This window comes from Ferrimonas sp. YFM, assembly GCF_030296015.1.
Taxonomy (GTDB): domain Bacteria; phylum Pseudomonadota; class Gammaproteobacteria; order Enterobacterales; family Shewanellaceae; genus Ferrimonas.
Map to the genome: position 1 here is coordinate 3279717 of NZ_AP027368.1, position 24887 is coordinate 3304603.

The following is a 24887-nucleotide window of genomic DNA, read 5'->3' on the forward strand; positions in this document are numbered from 1 at the left end:
AGGCGTGGATCTGGAGAAACTCCTCTACTTGCAAGGCGTGGGCGACGCTTACCGGGACATGAACGGTGAAGCGCAGCAAACCCCATTGGCGCAACGTCTGGCCCTGCTCGGCGCCCTCCACCCCCCATTGGCCACCCCAAACGAACAGCGGGTCAGCAGCCGCATCGAAGAGCTCGATGCCCTGCCCTGGCACCAAACCATCCCCCCGTTTCAACTGGTGCAGCTCAGCGATCCCCAACTGCTCCTGCAAGGAGAGCGACTCCCTCGCGAACTGATCCTTCATCGCAGTGATGCCGCCGACCTGGTCCTCACTGGCGACAGCGCCGTGGAGTGCGGCGAATACTGGCACAAGGGGCGGCGCCTGCGGCGCTTTCAGTTGCCCCTGCCCGCCTCCTGGCTGGGAGAGGCGCCCGGATACCTGGAGGCGAGCGTCACGGTCGACGGTCAGGCCCATCCAGTGACCCTGGCGCTGACGCCAAATCAAGCCTATCGGACAACCGGTCACCACTGGGGCGTCCTGCTGCAGCTCTATCGCCTGAGAAGCGAGAGCCAGTGGGGCATCGGGGATTTTGGCGACTTGACCAGGTTATTGCCTCTGCTGGCCAGCAAAGGGGCCGGCTTTATCCAGCTCAATCCACTGGCTGCCCCGGACTATGAGCTGGAGGGCAATGTCAGCCCCTACGCCCCGGGGGATCGCCACAGCCTCAATCCCCTCTACCTGGAGCTGGACGCCATTCCCGAAGCCAATGCCCTGGCCCATGAGCTGCAACGACCCTGCTGGCAGGGTCCCAGACAACGGCTGGCCCAGAGTCCCTGGCTGGATTACCAGGAGATCGCCCGCCTCAAATTCAGCCTGTACGACATGCTGCACCGGCGCTTCATGGCCCTGGTGCAAGACAGCGACAGCCCCAGGGCCCGTGCCTTTCGAGAGTTTCGCGAACAATGGGAAAGCAGACTGGCCCCCTATTGCCGCAGCGAGCATCACTGGCTGTGGCGCAAACTGAACCTTGAAGTCCACCCTGAACTGCCCCTCTACCTGCAGTTTGAAGCCCGCCGCCAGCTGCTGCGGCTGCAGCAGCAATCTCTGTCGCTGGGAATGGCCATTGGCCTGGTGGGTGATCTGCCCGTGGGTGTGCCCCACGGCAGTCCGGAGACCCGGGCCTGGCCAGATCTCTTTGTCCGCGATGCCGCCATTGGCGCCCCGCCGGACCCCTTTGCCCCCCAGGGGCAGGACTGGGGACTGGCCCCCACGAATCCCATCACCCAGAAGCAGAGCCAGTACCGCCATTGGCGCAGCTTGCTGGCGGCGCAGATGAGCGGCTTCGGTGGCTTGAGGCTGGATCACATCATGGGACTGCACAGGCTATGGTGGTGCCTGGCCGATGGCCAGGGTTATGTCTACTACCCGGATAACGCCCTGTTCAGTCTGCTGGCCATAGAGAGTCACCTGCATAGATGCGAACCCACAGGCGAAGATCTGGGCCTGGTGCCGGACCCCATCCGCACGCTGATGGGACAACACGGAATTCAGGGCAACCAGTTACTGCTTTTTGCCCGTCAGGGTGAAACCTTCACCCCGCCTCAGGCGCACCGCCAGGCCTGCCTGTTCATGAGCTCCAACCACGATGTCCCCAGCCTGGCGCAGTGGTGGAGCGCAGACGACCTGCGTCTGCGCGACGCCCTGAACCTCGACGAGGACACCGACCTTCACCGGCAGCTCGACGCAAGACAACAGGAAAAAAAAGCTCTGCTGGACTGGATAGATCAGCATGGGCCCGAGCCCCTGGCCAAAGCGCATACCGTGGACGCTCCCTGGACACCGGCACTGGCACGGCTGTGCCTGCTGACCTGCGCCCGCACCCACTCCCGCCGATTTGCCATTCAACTGGACGACCTGCTGCTGGAAGCGGAGCCGGTCAACATTCCTGGCACCTGGAAGGAGTACCCCAACTGGCAGCGTCGCCATGGGCCCAGGTTGGAGAGTCTGCTCAATGACCCGGCCCTGGCCTCACTGCTGGATGACCTGCACCGGATTCACACCAAGGAGAGAGCTGAATCATGACCCAAGTTGCCGCCCCCCTTGCCCCATTGGCCCCCCATCAACTGGGCATGCAGATGACCGGCGACACCCTGATGGTGGGATGCCGGTTTCCCGGGGCCATCGCCGTCACCCTGTTGAGTCTCTCCCCAAAACGCAAAGTGGCGTCCCTGCCCCAGTGGGGAAGTCAGGGCGACTTCTATGGGCCCATTCCAAGACGACGTCGCCCCTTCCGCTACCTGCTCAAGGTGGAGTATGAGCAGCACAGCGTCGAGGTGATCGACCCTTATCAGTTTCCCTCCCTGCTGGAACCGCGGCAAAGGTACCTGTTTGCCGAGGGCAGTGAAGAGCGCGCCTGGCACTTTCTCGGTGCCAACCCCAGGGAGATAGAGGGGATTGCCGGTGTCCACTTCTGCCTCTGGGCCCCCAATGCCCGCCAGGTCTGCCTGATGGGAGACTTCAACCATTGGGACCGGCACAGTCATCCCATGCGGCATCAGGGAGACAGTGGCCTCTGGGAGCTGTTTATCCCCGCCCTGGCAGCGGGAGAACACTACAAATTTCACATCCAGGGCAGCGACGGCCATTGGCGTAGCAAAGCCGATCCCTTCGCCCGGGAGATGGAGCTTCCTCCCCACAACGCCTCGCGGATTCCAAGCCACGACGAGTATCAGTGGCAGGACCAGGAGTGGATGGCCCAGCGCCGTCGCCGGAACAGCTACCAGGCCCCGCTCTCCATCTATGAGCTGCACGCCGGCTCCTGGCGTCGTGCGCCCGGCAACCGGCCCCTGACCTACAGAGAGCTGGCCCGAGACCTGGTGCCCTACGTCAAGGAGATGGGGTTTACCCACATTCAGCTGATGCCCCTGGCCAGCCACCCCTTCGAGGGCTCCTGGGGCTATCAGCCCATCGGCCTGTTTGCCCCTGACGCCCGCCTGGGTTCCCCCGAGGATCTCAAGGCCCTGGTGGACGCCTGTCACCAGGCGGGCATTGGGGTACTGCTGGACTGGGTGGCCGCCCACTTCCCCTCGGATCCCCATGGCCTCAACCGCCTCGACGGTACCGCCCTGTATGAGCACGAGGACCCCCGCCTTGGCCTGCATCCCGACTGGGACACCCAGTTGTTTAACTACGGGCGTCACGAGGTGGTGAGCTACCTGCTGAGCAACGCCTTCTACTGGCTGGAGCAGTTCCATTTCGACGGCCTGCGGCTGGATGCGGTCTCCTCCATGCTCTATTTGGATTACAGCCGCGAGGAGGGCCAGTGGCTGCCCAACGCCGAAGGGGGCCGGGAAAACCTGGAGGCGGCCGCCTTCCTGCGCACCCTGAATCAGCGCCTGCACTTCAACTTCCCCGGGGTGCAGGTGATAGCGGAGGAGTCCACCACCTGGCCGGGGATCACCCGTCCCGTGGATGCCGGGGGGCTGGGGTTTGGCTACAAGTGGAACATGGGCTGGATGAACGACACCCTGCGCTACCTGCAACAAGACCCCATCCATCGCCGCCATCACCATGGCCTGATGAACTTCGCCATGCTCTACGCCTACAGTGAACACTTCATCCTGTCTCTGAGTCACGACGAAGTGGTCCATGGCAAGGGCTCGCTGCTGAACAAGATCCCCGGTGATCTGTGGCAGAAGTTTGCCACCCTCAAGGCCTACCTGGGCTTTATGTGGACCCATCCGGGTAAGAAGCTGCTGTTCATGGGGGGGGAGTTCGGCCAGTGGAACGAGTGGAATCATCAGCAGAGCCTGGACTGGCATCTGCTGGAGTACCCCAGCCATCAGGGGGTACAGTCCTGGGTTCAGGCCCTGAACCGGCTCTACCGGGACAATCCCGCCCTGCATCAGCTGGACCACCAGCCACAAGGCTTCAGTTGGCTTGAGTGCAACGATGCGGACAACAGCGTCTTCAGTTATCTGCGCCAGGATGAGCAGGGCCGGCACCTGCTGGTGGTGGTCAACATGACCCCGGTTCCCCGCCAGCACTTTCAGCTGGGGGTCCCCTCTGAGGGGCGCTACCTTGAGCTGCTCAACAGCGATGCCGAAGAGTTTGACGGCAGTGGCGTGGTGAATGGCCAGCCCCTGGTCACCCGGCCAGAGCCTCTTCATGGGCAACCCTGCCGGGTCAGCCTCACCCTGGCGCCACTGGCCACCCTGGTTCTGGCACAGGAGGAGTGTCAGTGAGTCAGGGGCAGCCCCTGCCACTGGGCGCCACCCCACACAGGGGAGGCGTCAATTTCTCCCTTTTCACCGCCAATGCCACTTCGGTGGAACTGTGCCTGTTCAGCACCGATGGCCAACGAGAGCTCAAGCGGGTGCCCCTGTCACGAACCCCGGGAGGGATCTGGTGCGCATGGGTGGCTGGAGTGACCGCAGGCCAACTCTATGGCTATCGGGTTCATGGCCCATGGCAGCCCCATCAGGGACACAGGTTCAACCCCAATAAACTGGCTCTGGACCCCTATGCCAGAGCCATCACCCCACCGCCTGCCTTTGACCCGGCACTCAAAGGTCATTTTGAAAAGGACGATCGGGTGATGAATCACAGAGACAGTGCCCCCTACGCCCCCAAAGCCAAGGTGGTGGATCTTCCCCAGCGTGACCACCACCACCCCCGCATCCCCATGGCACAGACCATCCTCTACGAGGCCCACATTCGTGGACTGACCCTGGAGTTCCCCGATCTGCCACAGCGGCTGCGAGGCAAGCTGGCCGCTCTTGGGCACCCCCAGGTCATCCAGTACCTCAAGGGGCTGGGCGTCACCACGGTGTCGCTGCTGCCGATTCACCCCTTCGTCAGCGAGCCCTTCCTGCTGCAAAAGGGCCTGACCAACTACTGGGGGTACAACAACCTGCAGTACTTCGCCCTGCACCCGGATTACCTGTGTGACAACGACCCCACGGAGCTGGCCGACACCGTACGCCGACTCCATGATGCCGGCCTGGAGCTGCTGATGGACGTGGTATTCAATCACAGCGCCGAAGGCAACGAGCAGGGACCCAGTTACGGGTTCCGGTTGCTGGATAACGCCAGTTATTACCGCCTGGCCAGCGACCCCAGGTTCTATGAAAATCACAGCGGCTGTGGCAACAGCCTCAATCTGGCCCACCCCAGGGTGCTGGCCATGGTGACCGACGCCCTGCGTTACTGGGTGGAGCAGATGGGGGTGGACGGCTTTCGCTTCGACCTGGCCACCAGTCTGGGGCGGGAACAGCCCCACTTTGACGCCGGCGCCGGCCTGTTGGACGCCATAGGCCAGGACCCGGTTCTGAGCCGCTGCAAGCTGATTGCCGAGCCCTGGGACCTGGGCCCGGATGGCTACCGCCTGGGGCAGTTCCCACACCCCTGGAGCGAATGGAACGACCGCTTTCGAGACACCTTTCGCCGATTTTGGCACGGCGAACCCGGTCAGTTGCCTGCGGTGGCCGAAGTGATCCACGGCAGTGCCCGCCTGTTTGAGGCCACGGATCGTGCGCCTCAGGCGAGCATCAACCTGATCACCAGTCATGATGGTTACACCCTGGCGGATCTGGTGAGCTACAACCGCAGGCACAACCATGCCAACGGTGAACACAACAACGACGGCCACAGCCACAACTTCAGCTGCAATCACGGCCATGAGGGCCCCAGCGGGGATGGTCAGATACGACTCCTTCGCCGCCGGCAGCAACGCAACCTGCTGGCCAGCCTGATGCTGGCCCAGGGCGTGCCCATGCTGCTGGCAGGAGACGAAGCGGGCAACAGCCAGCAAGGCAACAACAACGCCTACTGCCAGGACAACCCCATTGGCTGGGTTAACTGGCGGGAGGCGGACAGCGAACTCCAGCGTTTTGTCGCCCACCTGATCGCCTTAAGGCACCGACACCCTCTGCTGAGGTTGCCCCACTACCAGCACAACTTTCCCGGCTCCACGGAGAGGGTGCAGTGGCTCACCCCAAGCGCAGAGCCCATGACCGAGCCCCAGTGGCAGGATCCCCACAACCGGTCCATGGGGCTGTTGCTCCACGATGAGGAGGAAGCCCTGCTGCTGCTGCTTAACGCCGCGCACTATCCCTGTGACTTCTCAGCGCCCGGCCTGAGCGGTGCCGACCATTGGCACTGCCTGCTGCACACCTGGGAGGGAGACGCCCCCACCGCCCTACCCTGCACGCTCACCGACCGAAGCCTGGCCCTGTTCCGGGCCCCGTTAAAGGAGTAACCCATGGCCAAGAAACCCACCCAAGAAACCGCCTCAGCTGAGACCAAGGAAGGTCTCAAAGGATGCTTCGATCATTTCGTCCGCTACAGCCTCAACAGGGACAAGCCCACCCAGGAGGATCTGTTCCGAGCCCTGGCCCTGAGCGTCCGTGACCAGCTGGTGGGGGACTGGCGCGCCACCCGGGAGCGCAACAACAACCTGCAGGTGCGCAAAGTCGCCTACCTCTCCCTGGAGTTCCTCATGGGGCGGGCCCTGGGCAACGCGGTACTCAACCTGGACCTGAATCAGAGCGTGACCGACAGCCTGCTGGCCTACGGCGCCTCTCTGGAGGAGTTGGCAGAGCAGGAGCATGACGCCGGCCTGGGCAACGGAGGCCTGGGGCGACTGGCCGCCTGCTTCCTGGACAGCTGCGCCACCCTGGATATGGCGGTCATCGGTTATGGCATCCGTTATGAATACGGCATGTTTACCCAGCAGTTCGTCGATGGCTATCAGGTGGAACAGCCGGACCGCTGGCTGCGGGACGGCAACCCCTGGGAGGTGAAGGTGCCCCACCACAATGTGCTGGTAAAGTTCGGTGGTCACACCGGCCACTACCGGGACAGCCAGGGGCGGATTCACCATCAGTGGCTGGACACCCAGGATGTGTTGGCGGTGGCCTATGACCTGCCCATTCCGGGTTATCGCAATGGCCGAATCAACACCCTGAGACTGTGGAAGGCGGAAGCCACCGACGAGTTCGACCTCAATGAATTCAACCAGGGGGACTACACCGAGGCGGTGGCGGCCAAGAACCAGGCCGAACAGATCACCATGGTGCTCTACCCCAATGACGCCAGCGAAAATGGCAAGGAGCTCAGACTCAGGCAACAGTATTTCCTCAGCTCCGCCAGCCTGCAGGACCTGCTCAACAGCCACCTGAGAAACGGCGGCACCATAGAGAACTTCCAACAATTCAATGTAATGCAGCTCAACGATACCCACCCCAGTGTTTCGGTGGCCGAGCTGATGCGGTTGTTGATGGATGACCATGGCCTGGGCTGGGACCAGGCCTGGGCGATCACCAGCCAGTCCATGGCCTACACCAATCACACCCTGTTGCCGGAAGCCCTGGAATCCTGGCCCGTCAGCCTGTTTGAGCGGCTGCTGCCCCGGGTGCTGGAGATCATCTACGAGATCAACGCCCGCTTCCTGGAGCAGGTGGCCAGCCGCTGGCCCGGAGATCTGACTAAGCTGCGCAGCCTGTCTCTCATCAGTGATGACCCCAGCCCCCAGGTGCGCATGGCCCACCTGGCGGTGGTGGGCAGCTTCTCCGTCAATGGCGTGGCCAGGTTGCATACCCAGTTGCTGACCCAGGGAATGTTCGCCGATTTTCACCAGCTGTGGCCGGAGAAGTTCAACAACAAGACCAACGGCGTCACCCCGAGGCGCTGGCTGGCCCATGCCAACCCCAGGCTCTGCGCCCTGTTGAATGAGCGCCTGGGAGCCAGATGGATAGAGGATCTGTCCAGCCTGCACAGCCTCAACGGCCTGACCGGGGATGCCGGTTTCCTGACCAGCTGGCGGGAGATCAAGCAGCAGAACAAGGCGGACCTCGCCCAGATGGTGCAGGCACGCTGCGGGGTGAACTTCGACCCCAGCATGCTGTTCGACATTCAGGTCAAGCGCATCCATGAGTACAAGCGGCAGCTGCTCAACCTGCTGCACCTGATTCATCTCTACCGGCGCATCGCCGACGGTGATACCCAGGGGATGGTACCGCGTTGTGTCCTGATTGGCGGCAAGGCCGCCCCGGGCTACGTCATGGCCAAACTGCTGCTGAAGCTGGCCAACAACATTGCCCATATGATCAACCAGGACCCCAGAATGGCCCCCTGGCTGAGAGTGGCGGTGTTGCCGGACTACAACGTCAGCGCCATGGAACGCATCTGTCCCGCCGCCGACCTGTCAGAACAGATCAGCACCGCGGGTAAGGAGGCCTCGGGCACAGGCAACATGAAATTCATGATGAACGGGGCCCTCACCATAGGCACCCTGGACGGCGCCAACATCGAAATCCTTGAAGCCGTGGGCCAGGAGAACTTCTTCCTGTTTGGCCTCAGTGCCGATGAGGTCACCCAGCTCAAACCCCATTATCAGCCCCAGGAGTACATCGACCGTTCGCCGGCCCTGGCCGCCGTACTGGCGCTCATACAGGGGGGCCACTTCAGCCTGCTCGAACCCCAACTGTTCCAGCCCATAGTCCAGGCGGTCACCGCCCCAGGGGACCCCTGGATGGTGGCCGCCGATTTCGACGCCTATATCCAGGCTCAGGAGAGGGTGGCGGACGCCTACGCCAATCCGGAGCACTGGGCCCGAATGAGCGTACGCAACACCGCCGCCAGTGGCCGCTTCTCCAGCGATGTCACCATAGCCAACTACCGGGACGAAATTTGGAAACCGGCACTGCCCAGCCAACTTCAGGTTCAAGGAGAGACCCAAGATGCCAAGTAACAACCCCAGATACATCAGTAACCTGACCCGGGATACCTACGCCATCATCCTGGCAGGGGGACGCGGGTCCCGCCTCCACGAGCTGACCGACTGGCGCGCCAAGCCGGCGGTCTATTTCGGCGGTCAATTCCGCATCATCGATTTCGCCCTGTCCAACTGCATCAACTCCGGCGTGCGCCGGGTCGGGGTGGTCACCCAGTACAAATCCCACAGCCTGATCCGTCACCTGAGCCGGGGCTGGGGCCACTTTAAGCGTGAGCTGGGGGAGTCGGTCGAGATTTTGCCCGCCTCCCAGCGCTACTCCGACAGCTGGTACCAGGGCACCGCCGACGCCGTGTTTCAGAACCTGGACATCATCCGCCACGAGATGCCCAAATATGTGATGATCCTCTCCGGGGACCACATCTATCGCATGGACTACGCCGGCCTGATCGCCGCCCACGTCGAACGGGGCGCCGAGATGACCGTCTCCTGCATCGAGGTGCCGGTGCCCGAAGCCGCGGGCAGCTTCGGCGTCATGGCGGTCGATGAGGAGCAGCGCGTCATCGGCTTCGAAGAGAAGCCGAACGCCCCCCAATGCCTGCCGGAGGACCCTGAGCACTGCTTGGCCTCCATGGGCAACTATGTGTTTGACGCCGAGTTTCTGTTTGACCAGCTCAAGCAGGATGCCGCCCGGGCCGACTCGGACCGGGATTTCGGCAAGAACATCATCCCCTCCATCATCCAGAACCATAAGGTGTACGCCTACCGCCACCGCAGTGCCCTGGACAATGAGCCTCCCTACTGGCGAGATGTGGGCTCCCTGGACTCCTTCTACCAGGCCAACATGGAGCTGCTGCAACCCACCCCTCCGCTCAACCTGTATGACCAGCGCTGGCCCATCTGGAGCTACCTGGAACAGCTGCCGCCGGCCAAGTTCGTCTTCGATGACGACGATCGCCGCGGCAGTGCCGTGGACTCCATCGTCTCCTCCGGCTGCATCATCTCCGGGGCAACGGTGCGTCGCTGCGTGCTGTTCAACCGGGTCCGGGTTCAGGACTACGCCCTGGTGGAGGACTCGGTGATCCTGCCCAATGTGGAGATCGGCCGCGGCGCCCAGATACGCAATGCCATCCTGGAGCGGGGCTGCGAGGTCCCCGCCAATATGGTGATCGGCTACGACAGACTCCAGGATAAAGCCCGGGGATTTCGGGTGACGGATCAAGGGCGGGTGCTGGTGACCCGGGAGATGCTTGGACTCAAGGTGGGCTATGAAGACTGAGATACGTGTATTGATGGCGGCGGCGGAGAACGGCGCCCTGACCGGTGGCAAAGTGGGCGGCATGGGGGATGTGATTCGCGATCTGCCCTCTGCCCTGGCTTCACAGGGAGTTCGGGCCGACCTGATCATGCCCGGCTACGGCCGCTTTGCCACTCAACAACAGGCCGAGGAGCTGGCCCGTATCCAGGTGGCCTACGGCACCCAAAAGGAGACCCTGGTGCTCTACCGCTGTGCCAATCCGGTCTCCGCCGAAAGCAGCCTCTACCTGTTGGAGCATCCCCTGTTTGCCGCCGCGGGCGCCGGGGCCATCTACGACAGCAGCCACCAGGGCGAACCCTACGCCCTGGACGCCGCCAAGTTTGCCCTGTTCTGCCTCGGGGTTGCCGAAGCCCTTCACCAGAATCTGCTGGAAACCTACCACTGCCTGCATCTGCACGACTGGCATACCGCCCTGCTGGCACTGCTGAGGACTCACCACCCCAGATACGCATCTCTTAAGCAGGTGCGCTGCGTCTACAGCATCCACAACCTGGCCCACCAGGGCATTCGTCCCCTGGGGGGCAGCAGTTCGAGCCTGGCCCACTGGTTCCCGGGCCTCTCTCTGGAGCTGGGCAGCCGGGTGCTGGGGCCGCTGGTGGACCCCCGCTACCCAGGCTGCATCAACCCCATGCGCTGCGCCATCAACCTGGCGGACAAGATCCACCTGGTCTCCCCCGGATACGCCAAAGAGGTGCTGCGCCCCAATCAGCCACAATTGGGGTTTCGTGGCGGAGAGGGGCTGGAAGCCGACCTTCGACGGCGCCACGAGCAGGGGGATCTGGTGGGGATCATCAACGGCATCGAATACCCGCAGCCAGCCTCAGCGCTCGGAGAGTTTCACCGCCTGATGCAGTTAGCCTCAGACAGCCTGATTCGCTGGCAGGCGAAAAAACAGTGGGTCGCCGCCCAGGATTACATCGCCAGTCAGAGGATGCGGATGTGGCCGGCTCAACAGGAGCCAGAGCTGCTGCTCACCTCGGTCTGTCGCCTCACCGACCAGAAGGTCGCCCTGCTGCTGCACACCAGTGACAACGGGTGCACTGTGCTGGAAACCCTGCTCGAGGAGCTGGCCACTCACTGCCCCACAGGGCTCTATCTGATGCTGGGCAACGGCAATGGCGACATCGAGGCGCAACTGCAACAGATCGCCGCCAGGCACCCCAACTTCTGGTTCCTCAACGGCTACCACGAGCCTCTCTCCAATGCCCTGTACCGTCGTGGCGATCTGTTCCTGATGCCCAGCTCCTTCGAGCCCTGTGGCCTGAGTCAGTTACTGGCGATGAGGGAGGGGCAGCCGGTGCTGGCTCACGCCGTCGGCGGCCTGTCGGACACCATAGAGGACAACCGCACCGGCTTGCTGTTCCGCGGTGACGGCCCCGATGCCCAGGGGGAAGCGCTGCTGAACCGCTTCCGGGAGTTTCTGGCATTGACCCGGGCCGAACGCCGGGCACTCTCCGACGCAGCCCGGGCTGCACGGTTCGACTGGCAAGCCCCAGCCGCACTCTACCGCCAGCACCTCTACTGCTGAGTCTGTGCATCGCCCCGCATTACCGCGGGGCGATACCAGGGCGTCAAGGCGCCAGAGTGGCCAACGCCTGAATCTCATCGGCGCTCAGGGCCCGGTTATACAGGCGCACCTCATCCAGGGTGCCCCTCATAAACTCAGCAACGCCACCCGCTCCACCAAACAGCAGATCTCCGGTTCCATCGGCGGACTGCGCGGCGCCGGTGCCCACCAGGGTGCCATTGAGGTAGAAGCTGCGACTGCCGGCGGCACCATCCTGGATCAGGGTCAGCTGCTGCCAACCCGTTTGAGCCACCGGCCCTTTGATGTTGGCGGGGCCGCCGAAGATCCAGCGGTCATAGGAGGCCACCCACAGACCATACCAGGGTGAATCATCCCTGGACTTGGTCACCATACCGGCCCAGCCGCCCTGATCCCCATCCAGGTTCACCCAGACAGACAGGGAGAAACTGGCGGCGGCACCAAAGGCCAGTTGAGAGTCATGGGCCACCCTCACCAGGTCATCCACCCCATCGAAGTAGAGGCCGTTGCCGGCCCAGCCGGGCACCCGGGTGGTGCCGCTGATGTCACCGACCCGTCCTGAGCCCGACGCATCCAGCAGCTGGCTGCCGCTGGTCTCATCCATGGGCCAGTACCCCACCAATCCGGCACTGGGCAGGCCGTCTCCCGGCAGGTCCAGGTTGAACTGGGCCGAGCTGACGCTGCTGCTTTCCCCGTTCACTATGGCCACCGCCTGAAGAGTCAGGCTCTGACCCACCAGAATCGGCACCTGATAGAGATCGGAGCCAGCATCCGGGGTCGACCCATCCAGGGTGTAATGGATAGCCGCACCGGAGTCCGCACTCAGGGTCACGGTCACCTCCGAGGTGAAGTCGCCGCCATTGGGGTCGATCACCGGCGGGGTCACCACCGAAGGTTCGCTCCAGGTCACGTTGACCTCGTCCGAGGCTTCCGGGTTGGTGAGCGCCTGATGATTGGCATCCACCAACCACACCCGCATCACATGACTGCCTGCCGTGCCCGGGCCGAAGTCGTAACTGGTCACCCCGGTGTCGTGCAGAGGCACATAGGGGTTGTCATCCAGCTGCACATGGATGTGGTCGAAACCGCTCTGATCGCCGGAGGTCTGCCACTGCACCACCAGGTTTCCGGTCAGCTGAGCCCCCTCTTGCGGTGAAGTGATGGTCACCGTCGGCGGCACGTAGGGCACTATGGTCAGCTGCACCTGGGCGGTGTTACTCAGATTACCCTGAAGATCCGCCACCCGGTAACTGAAGCTGTCGGAGGTGGTGGCACTGCCATCATGCTGATAGCTGGCCACGCCGGTAACCCCATCAATCTGCAGTTCGCCATAGGCGGGCGCGCTCATCAGCTCCACGGAACCGGCATCCAGCCCCAGTGTGGCGCTGTCGTTGGCCAGCAGATCGATACTGGTGCCCTCGCCCTGTCCCAGGGAGGCTGTGTCATCCAATGCCACCACACTGGCCGCGCCCGGCACCAGGTTATACAGGCTGGTCACCTCCCCCAGATCCAGGGCGCGACTGTAGAGGCGAACCTCATCCAGGACACCACTGAAGTGTTCACTGACCCCCAGGGTGCCGCCAAAGATAAGATCGCCGCCGCCATCGGCCTGCTGGGCACTGCCCTCGGCATTGAGCGCCCCATCCAGATAGAGGTAACGACTACCGCCGCTCTGAACCAGCACCAGATGGTGCCAGCCAGCACTGATCTTGCTGCCACTGATGTTCTGTGGCCCACCTGAGGTCCAGCGGCGGTTGCTCGCCACCCAGATGCCGTACCAAGGCTCCTGATCTCTGGACTTGGTCACCACCCCGGACCAGCCGGACTGGCTGCCAATGCCCTGGGCCCAAAACGCCAGAGTAAAATCATCGCCACTGCTGAAGGCAAAGGCGCTGCTGTGAGGCACCTGAACCAGGTCATCCACACCATCGAAACTCAGTCCCTGGCCAAAGCGGCCAGTAACCACCTGGGCGCCCAGGATCACCCCGTTGTTCTGGTTGCCGGAGCTGTCGATGGCAGTCTGGGCCGAGCCCGAGTCCATGGCCCAGTAGCCCACCAGGGTCGGATCGCCACCACTGTTATCCACCACGGTCACCGTTACCGAATCGCTGGCCTCGGGATTAGCCAGAGGCTGATGATCCGGGGTCACCAGCCAGACATCGATGCTGTGCTCGCCCGGGCCGACCTGGCCAAAGTCGTAGCTGGTGAGGCCGGTGTCGTGCAGGGTGACATGGGGATTGTCGTCCAGACGCACATGGATATGGTCGTAGAGGGTGTCGTCCCCGGTCAGCTGCCACTGCACCAGCAGATTGCCGCTCACCTGGGCACCATCCTGGGGCGAGGTGATGGTTACCGTCGGCGGCAGATAGGCCTCGACGGCGATGGACACCGCCGTGGCCGCCGACCAGGCGCCGGTGGTGTCCTGCACCCGATAACTGAAGCCGTCATCCAGGGAGCCGCCGTTGTGGCTGTAACTGATCACCCCGGTGCTGCTGTTGATGGCGGTAATGTTGCCCTGATCCGGAGAGGTCAGCACCTCGACCGTGGAGGGATCCAGCCCGGCGATGGCCGAATCGTTGGCCAGAACATCGATCTCCACGCTGGCGCCGCTGGAGATCTGCACCCAGTCTGGCGAGGTAACGGGTCCGGCTGCTGGCGGCGCGGTGGTCGCCAGTGCCTCAACCTCCTGAAGGGTGAGCGCCCGATCATAGATGCGAATCTCATCCAGCACCCCATCGAAGAACTCGGTCACGCCGGCAGCACCGCCAAACCAGAGTTCACCGCTGCCCTCCCCAAACTGGGCATCCAGAGTGCCGGCCAGTACGCCGTCCACATAGAGCCAGCGGCTGTCGACCAGGGCATCCTGCACCAGGGCCAGATGATGCCAGCCGCCGCTGATGGGGCCATCGAAGATGGCGTTGGGACCGCCGGCGGCCCAGGCATCCCAGGAGGTGATCCACAAGCCATACCAGGGGGCACTCTCTCTGGACTTGGTGACCAGACCCGCCCAGCCTCCCTGGCCGCCATCGGGCTGGACCCAGGCCGTCAGAGAGAAACTCTGGAACAGGGTGAACGCCAGCTGGCTGCTGTGGGGAACCACGACGCGGTCATCCACACCATCGAAGCGCAGGCCACCGCCGTCCCAGCCAGAGACCCAGGAGGCCCCGCTGAGCTGACCATCATGACCGTTGCCAGAGGCGTCTCCGATGAAGGTGCCCCCCGCCTCGTTCAGCGGCCAATACCCCACCAGGCCATTGATGGGGAAACCATTATCGGGCGGCGTCAACTGATAGGTTTCCGACGCCACCTGTGATGGCACATAACCATCCCGGTAGCCCCACACCTTGAGGGTGGCACTCTCCTCCAGGGTCAGGTTGCCACCACTGGTCGGTGAACTCAGATCCGGGTCACTGCCGTCTAAGGTGTAATAGAAGCTGACTCCGGAGGTCGAGGAGCTGAGGGTCACCGCCAGTGGCGCGGTATAGTCCCCCCCTGAGGGCGAGATCACCGGCGTCGCCACAACCGGGGTGCCCCCCGCCAGGGTAATGGTGATCGCCACGGTGGCGGGGTCGGACACGAAGCCGTCAACATCGGCCACCCGGTACTGGAAGCTGACGCTGCCCGAGGTGGTAATCGACGGCTGGTACTGCACCCGTCCGGTGCCCGGCAGCAGGGTCACCAAGCCAGTGGCCGGCTGACTGATCAGGGTCAGAGAGTTCACATTGATGCCGGTGTCATCGGTGTCATTGGCCAGAAGGTCTATCTCTACGGTGCCCCCCACCGCCACCGTGGCGCTGTCATCATTGGCATCGGGTGGCGATGCGCTGTCGCAATCCGGATAGAGGGTGGATACCGCCGTAGTCGACAGGCCGTGAGCGTCGGTAACCGTCAGGCTGATGCGGTAGAAATAGGTCTCGCCGTCACACCCCGCCGGGGCGATCTGCACCTGACTGGCACAGTTGTTGTCCACCGGGTCTTCATGGGTGTGGTTGTTGTGATGCAGCACCGTCTGCCAGGCGCAGCTCAGCTCACCGCTGCCATGTTCGTTGTCACTGATCTGGGCAGTGAGGTCATAGAGGGTGTCACTGCCCAGGGGATACAAGGTGCCATCGACGGGAGAGGTGATGCTCACCTGAGGCGGTGTGTTGTTCAGGCTGACCAGCACGGTATCGGAATCGCTCTGAGCCGGTGAGCCATCATCCGTGGCCGTCAGGGTGGCAATGAAACTGATGGGGTTGTCATTTGGGGCGCTGTACTGGTGGCTGGGAGAAGCGCCGCTGCCGTTGTCCCCATCGCCAAACTGCCAGGCAAAGCTCAGGTTGTCGTTATCAGGATCAGAGGAGCCTGCGGATGAGAACTGCACCGTTAGAGGACTGGGACCATAATTTGGGGTGGCTGAGGCTACCGCAGTGGGCACCCGGTTGCCTCCAGGGGCATAGCTGACCCGGTAGATGAAGGTGGCCCAGCTGATGTAATAGAGCCGACCATCGTCGGGGTGAGTGGCGATAAACACCACGCCACCGGCGTCCGAGGCAAAGGGGCGCACCTGGGTGACCCGGTTGTTGTCGTCCATCACGAAGTTACGCACCCACTGGCCACCGAAGTCTCCGTGAAAATAGGTGTTGTGGTAGGTCTCAGGGAACTCACCACTGAGATACCACGCCCCTCCGGTGGAGGCGTTGCCGGCAAAAGGCGTCCCCTGGGTCAGTACCTCCGTGGTTCCGGGCACAGGTTCACCGACACCGACGGCCACCGGTGCGCCGCTGCCGTCAAACGCGGGGTAACGGGTCTGGGGTTCGTCATGGAACCAGTCCAGACTGGGGCGTCGATGCTCGAACACCGGCACCGAGGTGATCTGCCCGCTACCACACGGGTTGGGGAAACTGGGTGTGCTCAGGGTCTCCTGAACAATCAGATCGGTGAATTTTACATCGCACCCCAGGGCCTCAGAGGCCTGGGCGCTGTTGGGGGAGGCAAAGTAGTAGCCGCTCTGGATGGTCATCCCTTCGTAGGCGGGCCAGCCGAAGTTGATGTTGGGCCCCTCCACCACCAGAAACTCCTCCCAGCGGCTCAATCCCACATCGCCCACATAGAGCACTCCCGGATTACCATCGTCTGGGTTGTGACTGCCGGTTCCGGGCTTCAATGACATGCGGTAGGGGTTGCGCAGCCCCAGGGCCCACATTCTGGAGGCGGGAGAGCGAGGCGCCGCACCATCGTAGTAGGGATTGCTGGCCACCCCGTCACCGCTGGCGGGATCGATGCGCAAGATCTTACCGTTGTGGGAGTTCACCATCTGGGCCCGGTAGGCCCCGACGTTCTCGTCAGGCCGCAATATCCCTTCGGCCAGAGCGTCCAGATAGGCACTCTCTTCGGCGCTGCCGACGTCGGTAGAGGAGAAGCTGGCCCCATCTCCGAAGGCCACCAGCAGGGTACCGTCGGTGCCAAACACCAGTTGGCCGATGCCATGGGTCTGGTGGGTCATCGGCATCCCCGTGGTGGGAGACTCACCAATCAGCACCTTGCGGCTGGCGTAATCCACACTGATGGCACCGGAAAAATCGCTGGCGCCCTGAGGTTTGATGGCGGTATAGCGCACCACCCGACCTATGGTGGCCTGGGTGACCTGGATGGTCAGGTTGGGGTCATAATCGGAATCACAGATGGGCTCCCCAACCCCGGAGGCGGGCTCAACACAATGCAACAGGTGGTGTCTGTCGACAATGTAGCCGATGTAGACGTAACCGTTTTCTTCATACTGAGGATCCAGTGCAAACCCCAGCAGGCCATGGTCCCGCCAGGCCAGCACCTCATCGGCGATGTCCAGAAACGGGCTGGAGACCGGGTTGGATTCATCGATGATCCACACCCTTCCATCACGCTCCCAGGCGTAGATGCGATCGCCGGCTTCCGAAAAAGTCAGCCCCACTACCCCTGACCACCCCTGGCCATCCGGCCTGGAGAGTGTCTCTTCGGTGAAATCTTGATCGTCCAACAGCGCCGGCCAGACCGTCACTGGCCAGCCCACAACCATCAGAAGCAACAGAACAGACACTAACCAGTTGCGCATAGCCTTCACCCGTTGTCATCCCGGGGTCAAAACCCCGGCTTATCCACAAGGAATTTATGGTCTTATCGAACTGAATTGAACTGAGTGTAGTCGAGGCCAACCGGGCAATAGCTGAAAAAGTGTCATGGCTTTGAGGGGGTTCCAACAAAGCCAAATGGTGAATTCTGGATAACTGTTTGAAGAATTGGGACAAGTGTGGACAACCCATTGTTGACGGGGCCAGGAAAAAATCTCACACGAAAAACAACGGCCCGGGCCTAAGCAGAAAACGCCCCAAGAACCGGCTTATGGAGATCGAATGCGAGGGCCGAACGACGACTTTCAGCCTGACTTGATGTTTCCCAGGGCCACTTCTAATCTGAGCAGTTGTCCTTACCTCGACCCGCTCTGTCAGGCCGAGTTATTCGAACCCTATACGCATGGAGGGGCTCATGTCTTCCACACTGTACGAACTTCTCGGCGGAGAAACCGGCATCACCCAGATTGTGGAGGATGCGGTCAACGCCCACTTGAACAACCCGGTTATTCAGTCCCGCTTCCAGCACGGTGCCAATATCGAACGTGCCAAAAAGATGTCAGTGGAGTTTTTCTGTGCCGGTTCAGGGGGGCCCCAATCCTACTCGGGTCGGGATATGGTCAGCGCGCACCAGGGGATGAACATCTCCGAACAGGAGTTCATGGCGGTCGTGGATGACGTACTGCACGCACTGGATAAGAACGCCATAGGAGCGGAGGCACGCCAGCAGGTGCTGAGCATTCTCTATGGCTTGAAGGGTCAGATAATCCGTATCTGATTGAATGGTCCGGCTCTCCCTGCCGGGCCATTGTGCCTCAGGGCGACCTGAGGTTTAAGCGCCGATCATCCCCACTGAGGCGATGGCAACAAACAGCACTACAAGTACAGACAACTCTTTAATTACTGATTTCATCCATCTCCTCCTTACGCCCGGTCAGGGCTCTCTTCGGCTCACTAAACTTAAACCCATTATGGACTAAAAAAAATTTTAATCAAATCATGGTGGTGTATACCATTATAATTGCATTTGCCTTACCCAGGCTGAACGCACACCAAAATAGGTCATAAACCAACATTTTTAAGGGCGACAGCCCGCAAAGAACTGATGCCGACACCAACTTTCGGCTTAGTTTGGTAATCATACAACAACCCACACCCCGCACCAGAACTGGGCACAAAGACCAGAGCGACCTCAAACCAGAGAAAAAACACCGACATTTCGTAGTTAGAAAACCTCCAAAACCACAAGCCCACAAAAGCACAAAAATACGCAAATTCCCCGACTCAAATTCAACGAGAAGCCGTCGCTTTTGTTCCAGGTCAAAAACCAAACAATTCATTTGATAATCAATGGATTACATAATGAACAAGGCGACGCATTTGCTCAGGAAATTGACCCTGTTTCAGGCGACCAGATTCAGTCGCACTGATGCCCACAAGCAGGAGGAATAAATCAGGGCATGGCCCCTTACTCACCAAGGTGCCCACAAAGGCCTCTCTGCCTCATCAGAGTGCAGACAACGCCAAACCCAGCCGTCTTCCAATGAAAGTGGCTAACTGCCGTTCTCACCCTCGTCTTGCCCATCACTGAGACCCGCCCAAAACAGCAAGCACCGACCTGGATTCTGGCCATTCAAGCAGAGCATTAAGAGATAGCTGCGAGCATTGCCCCAAAAAACGAAGAGAGAAGTTAAAGGAGGAGGCTGGGTTCACTATGGATGGTCAAAAGCTGGAACCCTATGAGGTATAGGGAACCATTACCACTTAGAGACAAACACCTAGCTGTTTACCTCGAAGCTAAATAAACGTGAAATACAGTGACACCTGAATCGGAGAAACTGACAAACAAAAGAAGGGCCTGAAAGCCCTTCTCAAAACTCAATAGCCATAGCGCTTATTCGTAGAAGTCCACCGTCTTCAGCAGGTCTTCACTAAAACTGAATATGTCATCGACCGAGCTTATGGGCTTACGCTCCTCAGATTTGTCCACCTTAATGATACTCAAGTACTTCTGCTTTGCGTTGAACCTGAGGCGACATAAAGGTTTTCGATTGTTGTCATCCAGGAGGACACCAAAATAGCTTTGAGTATCGCGATAGGCTATGCGGCCAACATCAACCCGCTGGCGGAGAATGGCTTTAACAACGTTGTAGCCCTCTAGCTCTTCCTCAGTCGTAACAATCTTGGGCTTTTCGGTATCCAGCTCTTCACTATCGGCCTGAACAGCCTCCTCTGGCTCGACCATCTCGGCGACCTTTGATGGCGCATCACTGCCCATAGCTGACTTGAGTCGCTCATTAATGCTGTCATTTAAAAACTGCTTCAGAGCCTTAGTGGTGATCTCAAGAAACTGCGCCTTTACCTTGGCTGTCAGTACTCCTGAGTAAACACGGCTTGCAAAGAAGCGAACGAAATCCTCTTCTGGATCCTTGAATTGCTCGGACAGCAGCTTTTTGATCTGATTCAGGTACTTCAGTTCCCCTGCGGCACCCACAACAGATTCCACATCAAAGGAGGACTTTGTCAGTTTCTTAACCTCTGGCACCGCGTGTTCATCAATGTCTTCAAGGTCTAGAGTCAGGAATGGCTTTTCGTCCATTTTGTTCGGAGCATCAAGATCAGTATAAAACTCATATTGAGCACCATTTGTCAGAATGGCTAATCGTGCCCTCGTTACAGAGAAATACCTGAATAGCTGACTCGCATGCTTTGAAGTTAGCTGTTCACCATATTTCTTACATTCGATCAGGATCTGAACCTCTCCATCCTTCATCAGGGCATAGTCAACCTTCTCCCCCTTCTTCGTTCCTGTATCCGCAGTAAACTCCGGGATAACCTCTGTGGGGTCGAAGACATCATACCCAAGCACCGAGTGAAGGAATGGCATCACCAAGGCGTTCTTGGTGGCTTCCTCAGTTGCCAACGTTTCTTTCACTTGCTCCAGCTTCTTCGCCAGGGCCTGCAAACGATCTATGAAATCCATAGCCATGCTTTACTCCATGTGATGTTCGTCAGTACTTCCGTGTACGTTAATACATGAGAAGTGAGCAAAACTTGCCCACCATCAAAGAATTACAACCTATCTAACATGGCAATCTCACCGATCACTGACAAGCTTTTGTTGGATTTTTACTCAGCCCCAGCATTGTCTGGGCCATAATCGATAACTCAAGTTCTCTGTAGGCAAACTCGTTGTGTGCTACCTCGTGAGGCTTCCAAGCATTGACTTTCAGCTTCTCAGCGGTGAATAGCTTGATGACCTCTGAGAGCTTGGGAGAGTCGTCTTTAGGTTGCTTGATAGGTTCAAACTGTGGAGGCGCAACAGGAGCTTGTGCCCTGCTCTGTGGCGCTATTAAGAGCTGCTGGTCAACCGTTGGCTCCTTACCTCTGGCCTTAGCTGCGAGGGTATCGAGGACTTGCCAAGAGCGTTGGATGGCCTCTCGTCTGCAACGAGTACGAAGGGATTGCTTGAGGTCTCTCTGGCCTACCTGAGAACGAAGGTATTTAGGAACAACCACACGGGCGTACCAGATGCCATGCCTGGACTGAAACAGATAGGGTGCTGAGTGCGATTTAGAAGTGTTTGAAAAGCCCAAAGTGTCTCACCGAGTGTCTCACTACGGTCATCGACAAAGAGATTTCTTTAAAATCAGGCAGATAGCCTTAGAAATGGTGACGCCCCCAGCCACATCCCGGCACATGCGTCACCCGCCTTGGCTGCTCCCTTCCGGGCCTGACCAGGTAAACGAATTAGCATTGCGAGAGGACCGGGGGCGTCATAGACATGAGCCCTTAAAGGCAGGCGCATTATTACTGATGCGCCGGAGTGTTGCAAGAAGAAAGGGGCGAACTTGAGCCGTCGCGCGTCTGTTTGCGCAAGCATTGCACAGTCCGCCCCCCGCGGGATTACCAGAGAATCAGTGACAGGCCGTAGATGACCGCGATGGCGATAACGTTGATCATCACACCGGCTCGAATCATCTCGGTCTGGCGAATGTAACCGGCTCCAAACACAATGGCGTTGGGCGGCGTTGCCACCGGCAGCATGAAGGCACAGGAGGCGGAGAAGGCAATCACCATCGACAACATCACCGACGAGATCCCCAGTGCCTCGGCGATAGAGGCAAACACCGGCACCAACAGGGCCGCACTGGCGGTATTACTGGCAAACTCGGTCAGCAGCACCACAAACACCGTGGTCGCCAGAATGAACAGGGCCAGGTGGGAGGAACCGAACAGGTTGGTGACCTGCTCCGCCATAAAGACACTGGTTCCCGTGGTTTTCAGCACACCACTCAGAGTCAGGCCGCCACCAAACAGCAACAGCACACCCCAGTCGGTGGTATTCTCAATCTGCTTCCATTTCACCAGTCGCAGAATGCCCAGGGCCCCTACCGCGCTGAGTGCCACAAAGGTATCGAACTTGGCAATGCCTCCCAGCGCCTGACTCAGGGGCTTAGAGAAGATCCAGGCCGCTACGGTCAGGGCAAACACCGCCAGGGTGCATTTGGCATGGCCAGTCAGTCGCCCTTCGCTGGCACGGAAGTTAAAGCTCTGGTTGAGGTTGGGCTTAACGAAGAAGTAAAGCGCACCGATGGCCAGGGGCCACAGCAGCAGAACCACAGGAATGCCATACTCCAGCCACTCGAAGAAGCTCAGCCCCACCTCGGCGGCAGCGATGGCGTTTGGCGGGCTGCCCACCAGGGTGCCAATGCCACCGATGTTGGCACTGTAGGCCACACCCAGCAGCACAAACACATAGGTTCTGTGGTTCTCCTCTCTGTCCAACTGAGACAGCATCCCCAGGGCCAGAGGCAGCATCATCGCCGCGGTGGCCGTGTTGCTGATCCACATGGACAGCAGCGCGGTTACGGAGAACAGCATCAGGGTCGCCACAGCCAGCTTACCCTTGGCCATGTTGATCACCTTGCTGGCGATCAGTTTATCGATACCCTGGGCATTCAAGGCAGCGGCCATAACAAAGCCGCCGAAGAACAGGAAGATGATCGGGTTGGAGAAGTTGGCCATCGCCTTAGGCATGGTGAATATCCCCAGTGCCACCGCCAGCACCGGCACCAGCAAAGCGGTAATGCTGATGTGAATCGCCTCTGTCAGCCACAGGATCGCAATGCACACCAGCATCGCCAATCCTTTGTTGATCTCAGGGTCAAATGGCAACCAGGCGATGAGGGCTGCGAACAGCGCCACATCGCACAACAGGATAATCATCTTCTTGTCCATCAGCGAGCTCAGGTACCCCTGCTCAGTCGCTCCCTGGGACTGTGTGATTTCGGACATAAATTTCCCTTTAACCAAGTGTGTTTTTTCTTAGGTTACGGGGGAAAAATGAGAAGGCACAAGCTCTCAATTTCAGTAATTTGATACCGAACGCCGCTCAACATGCCGCCCAAAACTACCAAACTGAAACTCACCCGCGGTCCAACTCTTTGCTAAAACAGCCGCCCCTACGGGCAGGCTTAGACCAAAGGCGAATGAAGCAAAGTTTCATCCCGAGCCTCATGGTCGATTTTTGTTTTTTACCCCAAAAACAACATTCGTGACCGCGACCTCACACCGCAAAAGACGCTTCGTGATCACGATCACAACCATTGATGCCTGTGATGGAAAAGATGACCTGCGACAATCACAAGAAATCACATTGACGCCAACCACCCTAAACTAACGTCATAGGTGTGCCCCAACCGGGGCAAAACTGGTGAAACCAAGGAGAGAACACCATGATAAAACACCTGATTCTATGCTCAGCACTGATGTCTGCCCCCTTGTTCGTCCACGCCGGGGAAGCCCCTCAGGCCGCCGCTGAGCAGATGCAGATCAACATCAACACCGCCAACGCCGAGCAGATAGCGGCTCAAATGAAGGGAGTGGGACTGAGCAAGGCTAAGGCGATCGTCGCCTACCGCGAACAACACGGCCCCTTTAAGGATCTGGCTCAATTGGCCGAGGTGAAGGGAATAGGAAAGAAAACACTGGAGCAAAACAGCGGACGGCTTCAGCTCTGAGTGCGACAGGGCTGACCCAATCCCATGGCCAGCCCTCTCCATCCAGAGTTCTGCCCTCAAATGGGGCTCGGTGCCAGTTTATTCAGGCCCGGGCATCTCAAGCCCTTATTGGCATATAACCGGGCACTGACGCGCAACTTGCCCTAATATGCGGCCCAAAGGACCGAAAAAACAGGGGCCAGTCTTATGCATAACCAGAGCGTCAAAAAAGCCGTCATCCCCGTTGCCGGGCTGGGCACAAGAATGTTGCCGGCCACCAAGGCCATTCCCAAAGAGATGTTACCCGTGGTGGATAAGCCCCTGATCCAATATGTGGTCAACGAAGCGATCGACGCCGGCATCACCGAGATCGTGCTGGTGACCCATGCCAGTAAAAACTCCATTGAGAATCATTTTGATACCAGCTTCGAACTCGAAGCGACGCTGGAGAAGCGGGTGAAACGCCAACTGCTGGATGAAGTCCAGGCGATCTGCCCCAAAGGGGTTACCATCATGCACGTTCGTCAGGGGGAGGCTAAGGGCCTGGGTCATGCCATTCTCTGTGCCCGCCCCCTGGTCGGCGACACCCCCTTCGCCGTCATCCTGCCCGACGTGTTGATCGACGACAGTGCCGCCGATCCGAAACGCGATAACCTGGCGCAGATGGTAAGCCACTTCGAACAGACCCACGCCAGCCAGATCATGGTGGAGTCGGTGCCAGATTCTGAGGTCTCCAGCTACGGCATTGTGGATCTTGGGGGCACCGAGCTGCTGCACGGCGATACTGCGCCCATTAAGAAGATGGTGGAGAAGCCTGAGCCGGAGGAGTCCCCCTCCAACCTGGCCGTCGTCGGCCGTTACGTCCTGTCCGCCAGCATTTGGCCTCTGCTGGGCAAAACACCGCCGGGCGCCGGCGATGAAATTCAGCTGACCGACGCCATCGACATGCTGCTGGACCAGGAGCCTGTCTGTGCTTATGCCATGAAGGGAAGAAGCCATGACTGCGGCAGCAAGCTCGGCTACCTCAAGGCCAACGTCGAATACGGCATGCGCCATCCGCAGCTTAAAGAGGAGTTCCTAGCTTACCTAAAACACCTCGGCAAGAGTCTCTGAATAGTTGAAAAAAACGGCGCAACACTGCGCTGTTTTTTTCTCCAACCCTGACTATTCTTACTGTGTCGTTGAATTCAACTCGTGCGGTCATCAAACCGAACTCACGAG

Annotated in this window: 13 protein-coding genes and 1 other RNA gene; 9 read left to right on the forward strand and 5 right to left on the reverse strand. The window is 59.9% G+C overall.

Features of this window, described 5'->3' with window-relative positions:
• Positions 1–4: 4 nt before the first annotated feature.
• Genes malQ through QUE41_RS15300 form a run of 6 tightly spaced genes read left to right on the forward strand, consistent with a single transcriptional unit; the run spans position 5 to position 11560 of the window.
• Entirely contained in the window at positions 5–2062 is a 2058-nt protein-coding gene (gene malQ, locus QUE41_RS15275) for a 4-alpha-glucanotransferase (protein WP_286339866.1), read from the forward strand.
• A complete protein-coding gene (glgB, locus tag QUE41_RS15280; RefSeq protein WP_286339867.1) occupies positions 2059–4224 on the forward strand; it encodes a 1,4-alpha-glucan branching protein GlgB in 2166 nt (721 codons plus the stop codon). The genes malQ and glgB overlap by 4 nt, the downstream gene beginning before the upstream one ends.
• Positions 4221–6239, forward strand: a complete 2019-nt coding sequence (glgX, locus tag QUE41_RS15285) for a glycogen debranching protein GlgX (protein ID WP_286339868.1) — start codon at positions 4221–4223, stop codon at positions 6237–6239. The genes glgB and glgX overlap by 4 nt, the downstream gene beginning before the upstream one ends.
• Positions 6240–6242: 3 nt before the next feature.
• A complete protein-coding gene (locus QUE41_RS15290) occupies positions 6243–8732 on the forward strand; it encodes a glycogen/starch/alpha-glucan phosphorylase (protein ID WP_286339869.1) in 2490 nt (829 codons plus the stop codon).
• A complete protein-coding gene (glgC, locus tag QUE41_RS15295; protein ID WP_286339870.1) occupies positions 8722–9993 on the forward strand; it encodes a glucose-1-phosphate adenylyltransferase in 1272 nt (423 codons plus the stop codon). Before QUE41_RS15290 ends, glgC begins: the two co-directional genes overlap by 11 nt.
• Positions 9983–11560, forward strand: coding sequence for a glycogen synthase (locus tag QUE41_RS15300; protein WP_286339871.1), 1578 nt, complete (start codon positions 9983–9985; stop codon positions 11558–11560). Before glgC ends, QUE41_RS15300 begins: the two co-directional genes overlap by 11 nt.
• Positions 11561–11603: 43 nt before the next feature.
• Here the strand turns inward: QUE41_RS15300 and QUE41_RS15305 are convergent, their stop codons facing one another.
• On the reverse strand, positions 11604–17648 hold the full coding sequence (locus tag QUE41_RS15305; RefSeq protein ID WP_286339872.1) for a LamG-like jellyroll fold domain-containing protein: 6045 nt from the start codon (positions 17646–17648) through the stop codon (positions 11604–11606).
• A gap of 431 nt (positions 17649–18079) precedes the next feature.
• Here QUE41_RS15305 and QUE41_RS15310 point away from each other — a divergent pair, with 431 nt between their 5' ends.
• On the forward strand, positions 18080–18442 hold the full coding sequence (locus QUE41_RS15310) for a group I truncated hemoglobin (protein ID WP_286339873.1): 363 nt from the start codon (positions 18080–18082) through the stop codon (positions 18440–18442).
• Positions 18443–19558: 1116 nt separating this feature from the next.
• Here QUE41_RS15310 and QUE41_RS15315 read toward each other — a convergent pair.
• From QUE41_RS15315 to QUE41_RS15325, 4 genes are all read right to left on the reverse strand, one after another.
• Positions 19559–20647 carry a type I restriction endonuclease gene (locus tag QUE41_RS15315; RefSeq protein WP_502876029.1) on the reverse strand — a complete coding sequence of 363 codons (1089 nt, stop codon included), beginning with the start codon at positions 20645–20647 and terminating at the stop codon, positions 19559–19561.
• 121 nt (positions 20648–20768) lie between these two features.
• Entirely contained in the window at positions 20769–21260 is a 492-nt protein-coding gene (locus QUE41_RS21585) for a DUF6538 domain-containing protein (RefSeq protein WP_353506853.1), read from the reverse strand.
• Positions 21261–21340: 80 nt separating this feature from the next.
• An RNA gene (gene ffs, locus QUE41_RS15320) (signal recognition particle sRNA small type) lies at positions 21341–21437 on the reverse strand.
• Positions 21438–21570: 133 nt separating this feature from the next.
• Entirely contained in the window at positions 21571–22905 is a 1335-nt protein-coding gene (locus QUE41_RS15325) for an SLC13 family permease (RefSeq protein WP_286342952.1), read from the reverse strand.
• Positions 22906–23402: 497 nt separating this feature from the next.
• Between QUE41_RS15325 and QUE41_RS15330 the strand changes: the two genes are divergently transcribed.
• The gene (locus tag QUE41_RS15330; protein ID WP_286339875.1) at positions 23403–23687 is read left to right on the forward strand and encodes a ComEA family DNA-binding protein; all 285 of its coding nucleotides are present in this window, start codon (positions 23403–23405) and stop codon (positions 23685–23687) included.
• A gap of 186 nt (positions 23688–23873) precedes the next feature.
• Entirely contained in the window at positions 23874–24779 is a 906-nt protein-coding gene (gene galU, locus QUE41_RS15335) for a UTP--glucose-1-phosphate uridylyltransferase GalU (RefSeq protein ID WP_286339876.1), read from the forward strand.
• Positions 24780–24887: the final 108 nt, after the last annotated feature.

Bases quoted from the DNA above. Each gene is read 5' to 3' on its own strand.
- glgC (WP_286339870.1), top strand. From the start codon at position 8,722: ATGCCAAGTAACAACCCCAGATACATCAGTAACCTGACCCGGGATACC.
- galU (WP_286339876.1), top strand. From the start codon at position 23,874: ATGCATAACCAGAGCGTCAAAAAAGCCGTCATCCCCGTTGCCGGGCTG.
- QUE41_RS15310 (WP_286339873.1), top strand. From the start codon at position 18,080: ATGTCTTCCACACTGTACGAACTTCTCGGCGGAGAAACCGGCATCACC.
- QUE41_RS15325 (WP_286342952.1), bottom strand. From the start codon at position 22,905: ATGGACAAGAAGATGATTATCCTGTTGTGCGATGTGGCGCTGTTCGCA.
- glgB (WP_286339867.1), top strand. From the start codon at position 2,059: ATGACCCAAGTTGCCGCCCCCCTTGCCCCATTGGCCCCCCATCAACTG.
- QUE41_RS15290 (WP_286339869.1), top strand. From the start codon at position 6,243: ATGGCCAAGAAACCCACCCAAGAAACCGCCTCAGCTGAGACCAAGGAA.
- QUE41_RS15300 (WP_286339871.1), top strand. From the start codon at position 9,983: ATGAAGACTGAGATACGTGTATTGATGGCGGCGGCGGAGAACGGCGCC.
- QUE41_RS15315 (WP_502876029.1), bottom strand. From the start codon at position 20,647: ATGGATTTCATAGATCGTTTGCAGGCCCTGGCGAAGAAGCTGGAGCAA.
- QUE41_RS15330 (WP_286339875.1), top strand. From the start codon at position 23,403: ATGATAAAACACCTGATTCTATGCTCAGCACTGATGTCTGCCCCCTTG.
- QUE41_RS15305 (WP_286339872.1), bottom strand. From the start codon at position 17,648: ATGCGCAACTGGTTAGTGTCTGTTCTGTTGCTTCTGATGGTTGTGGGC.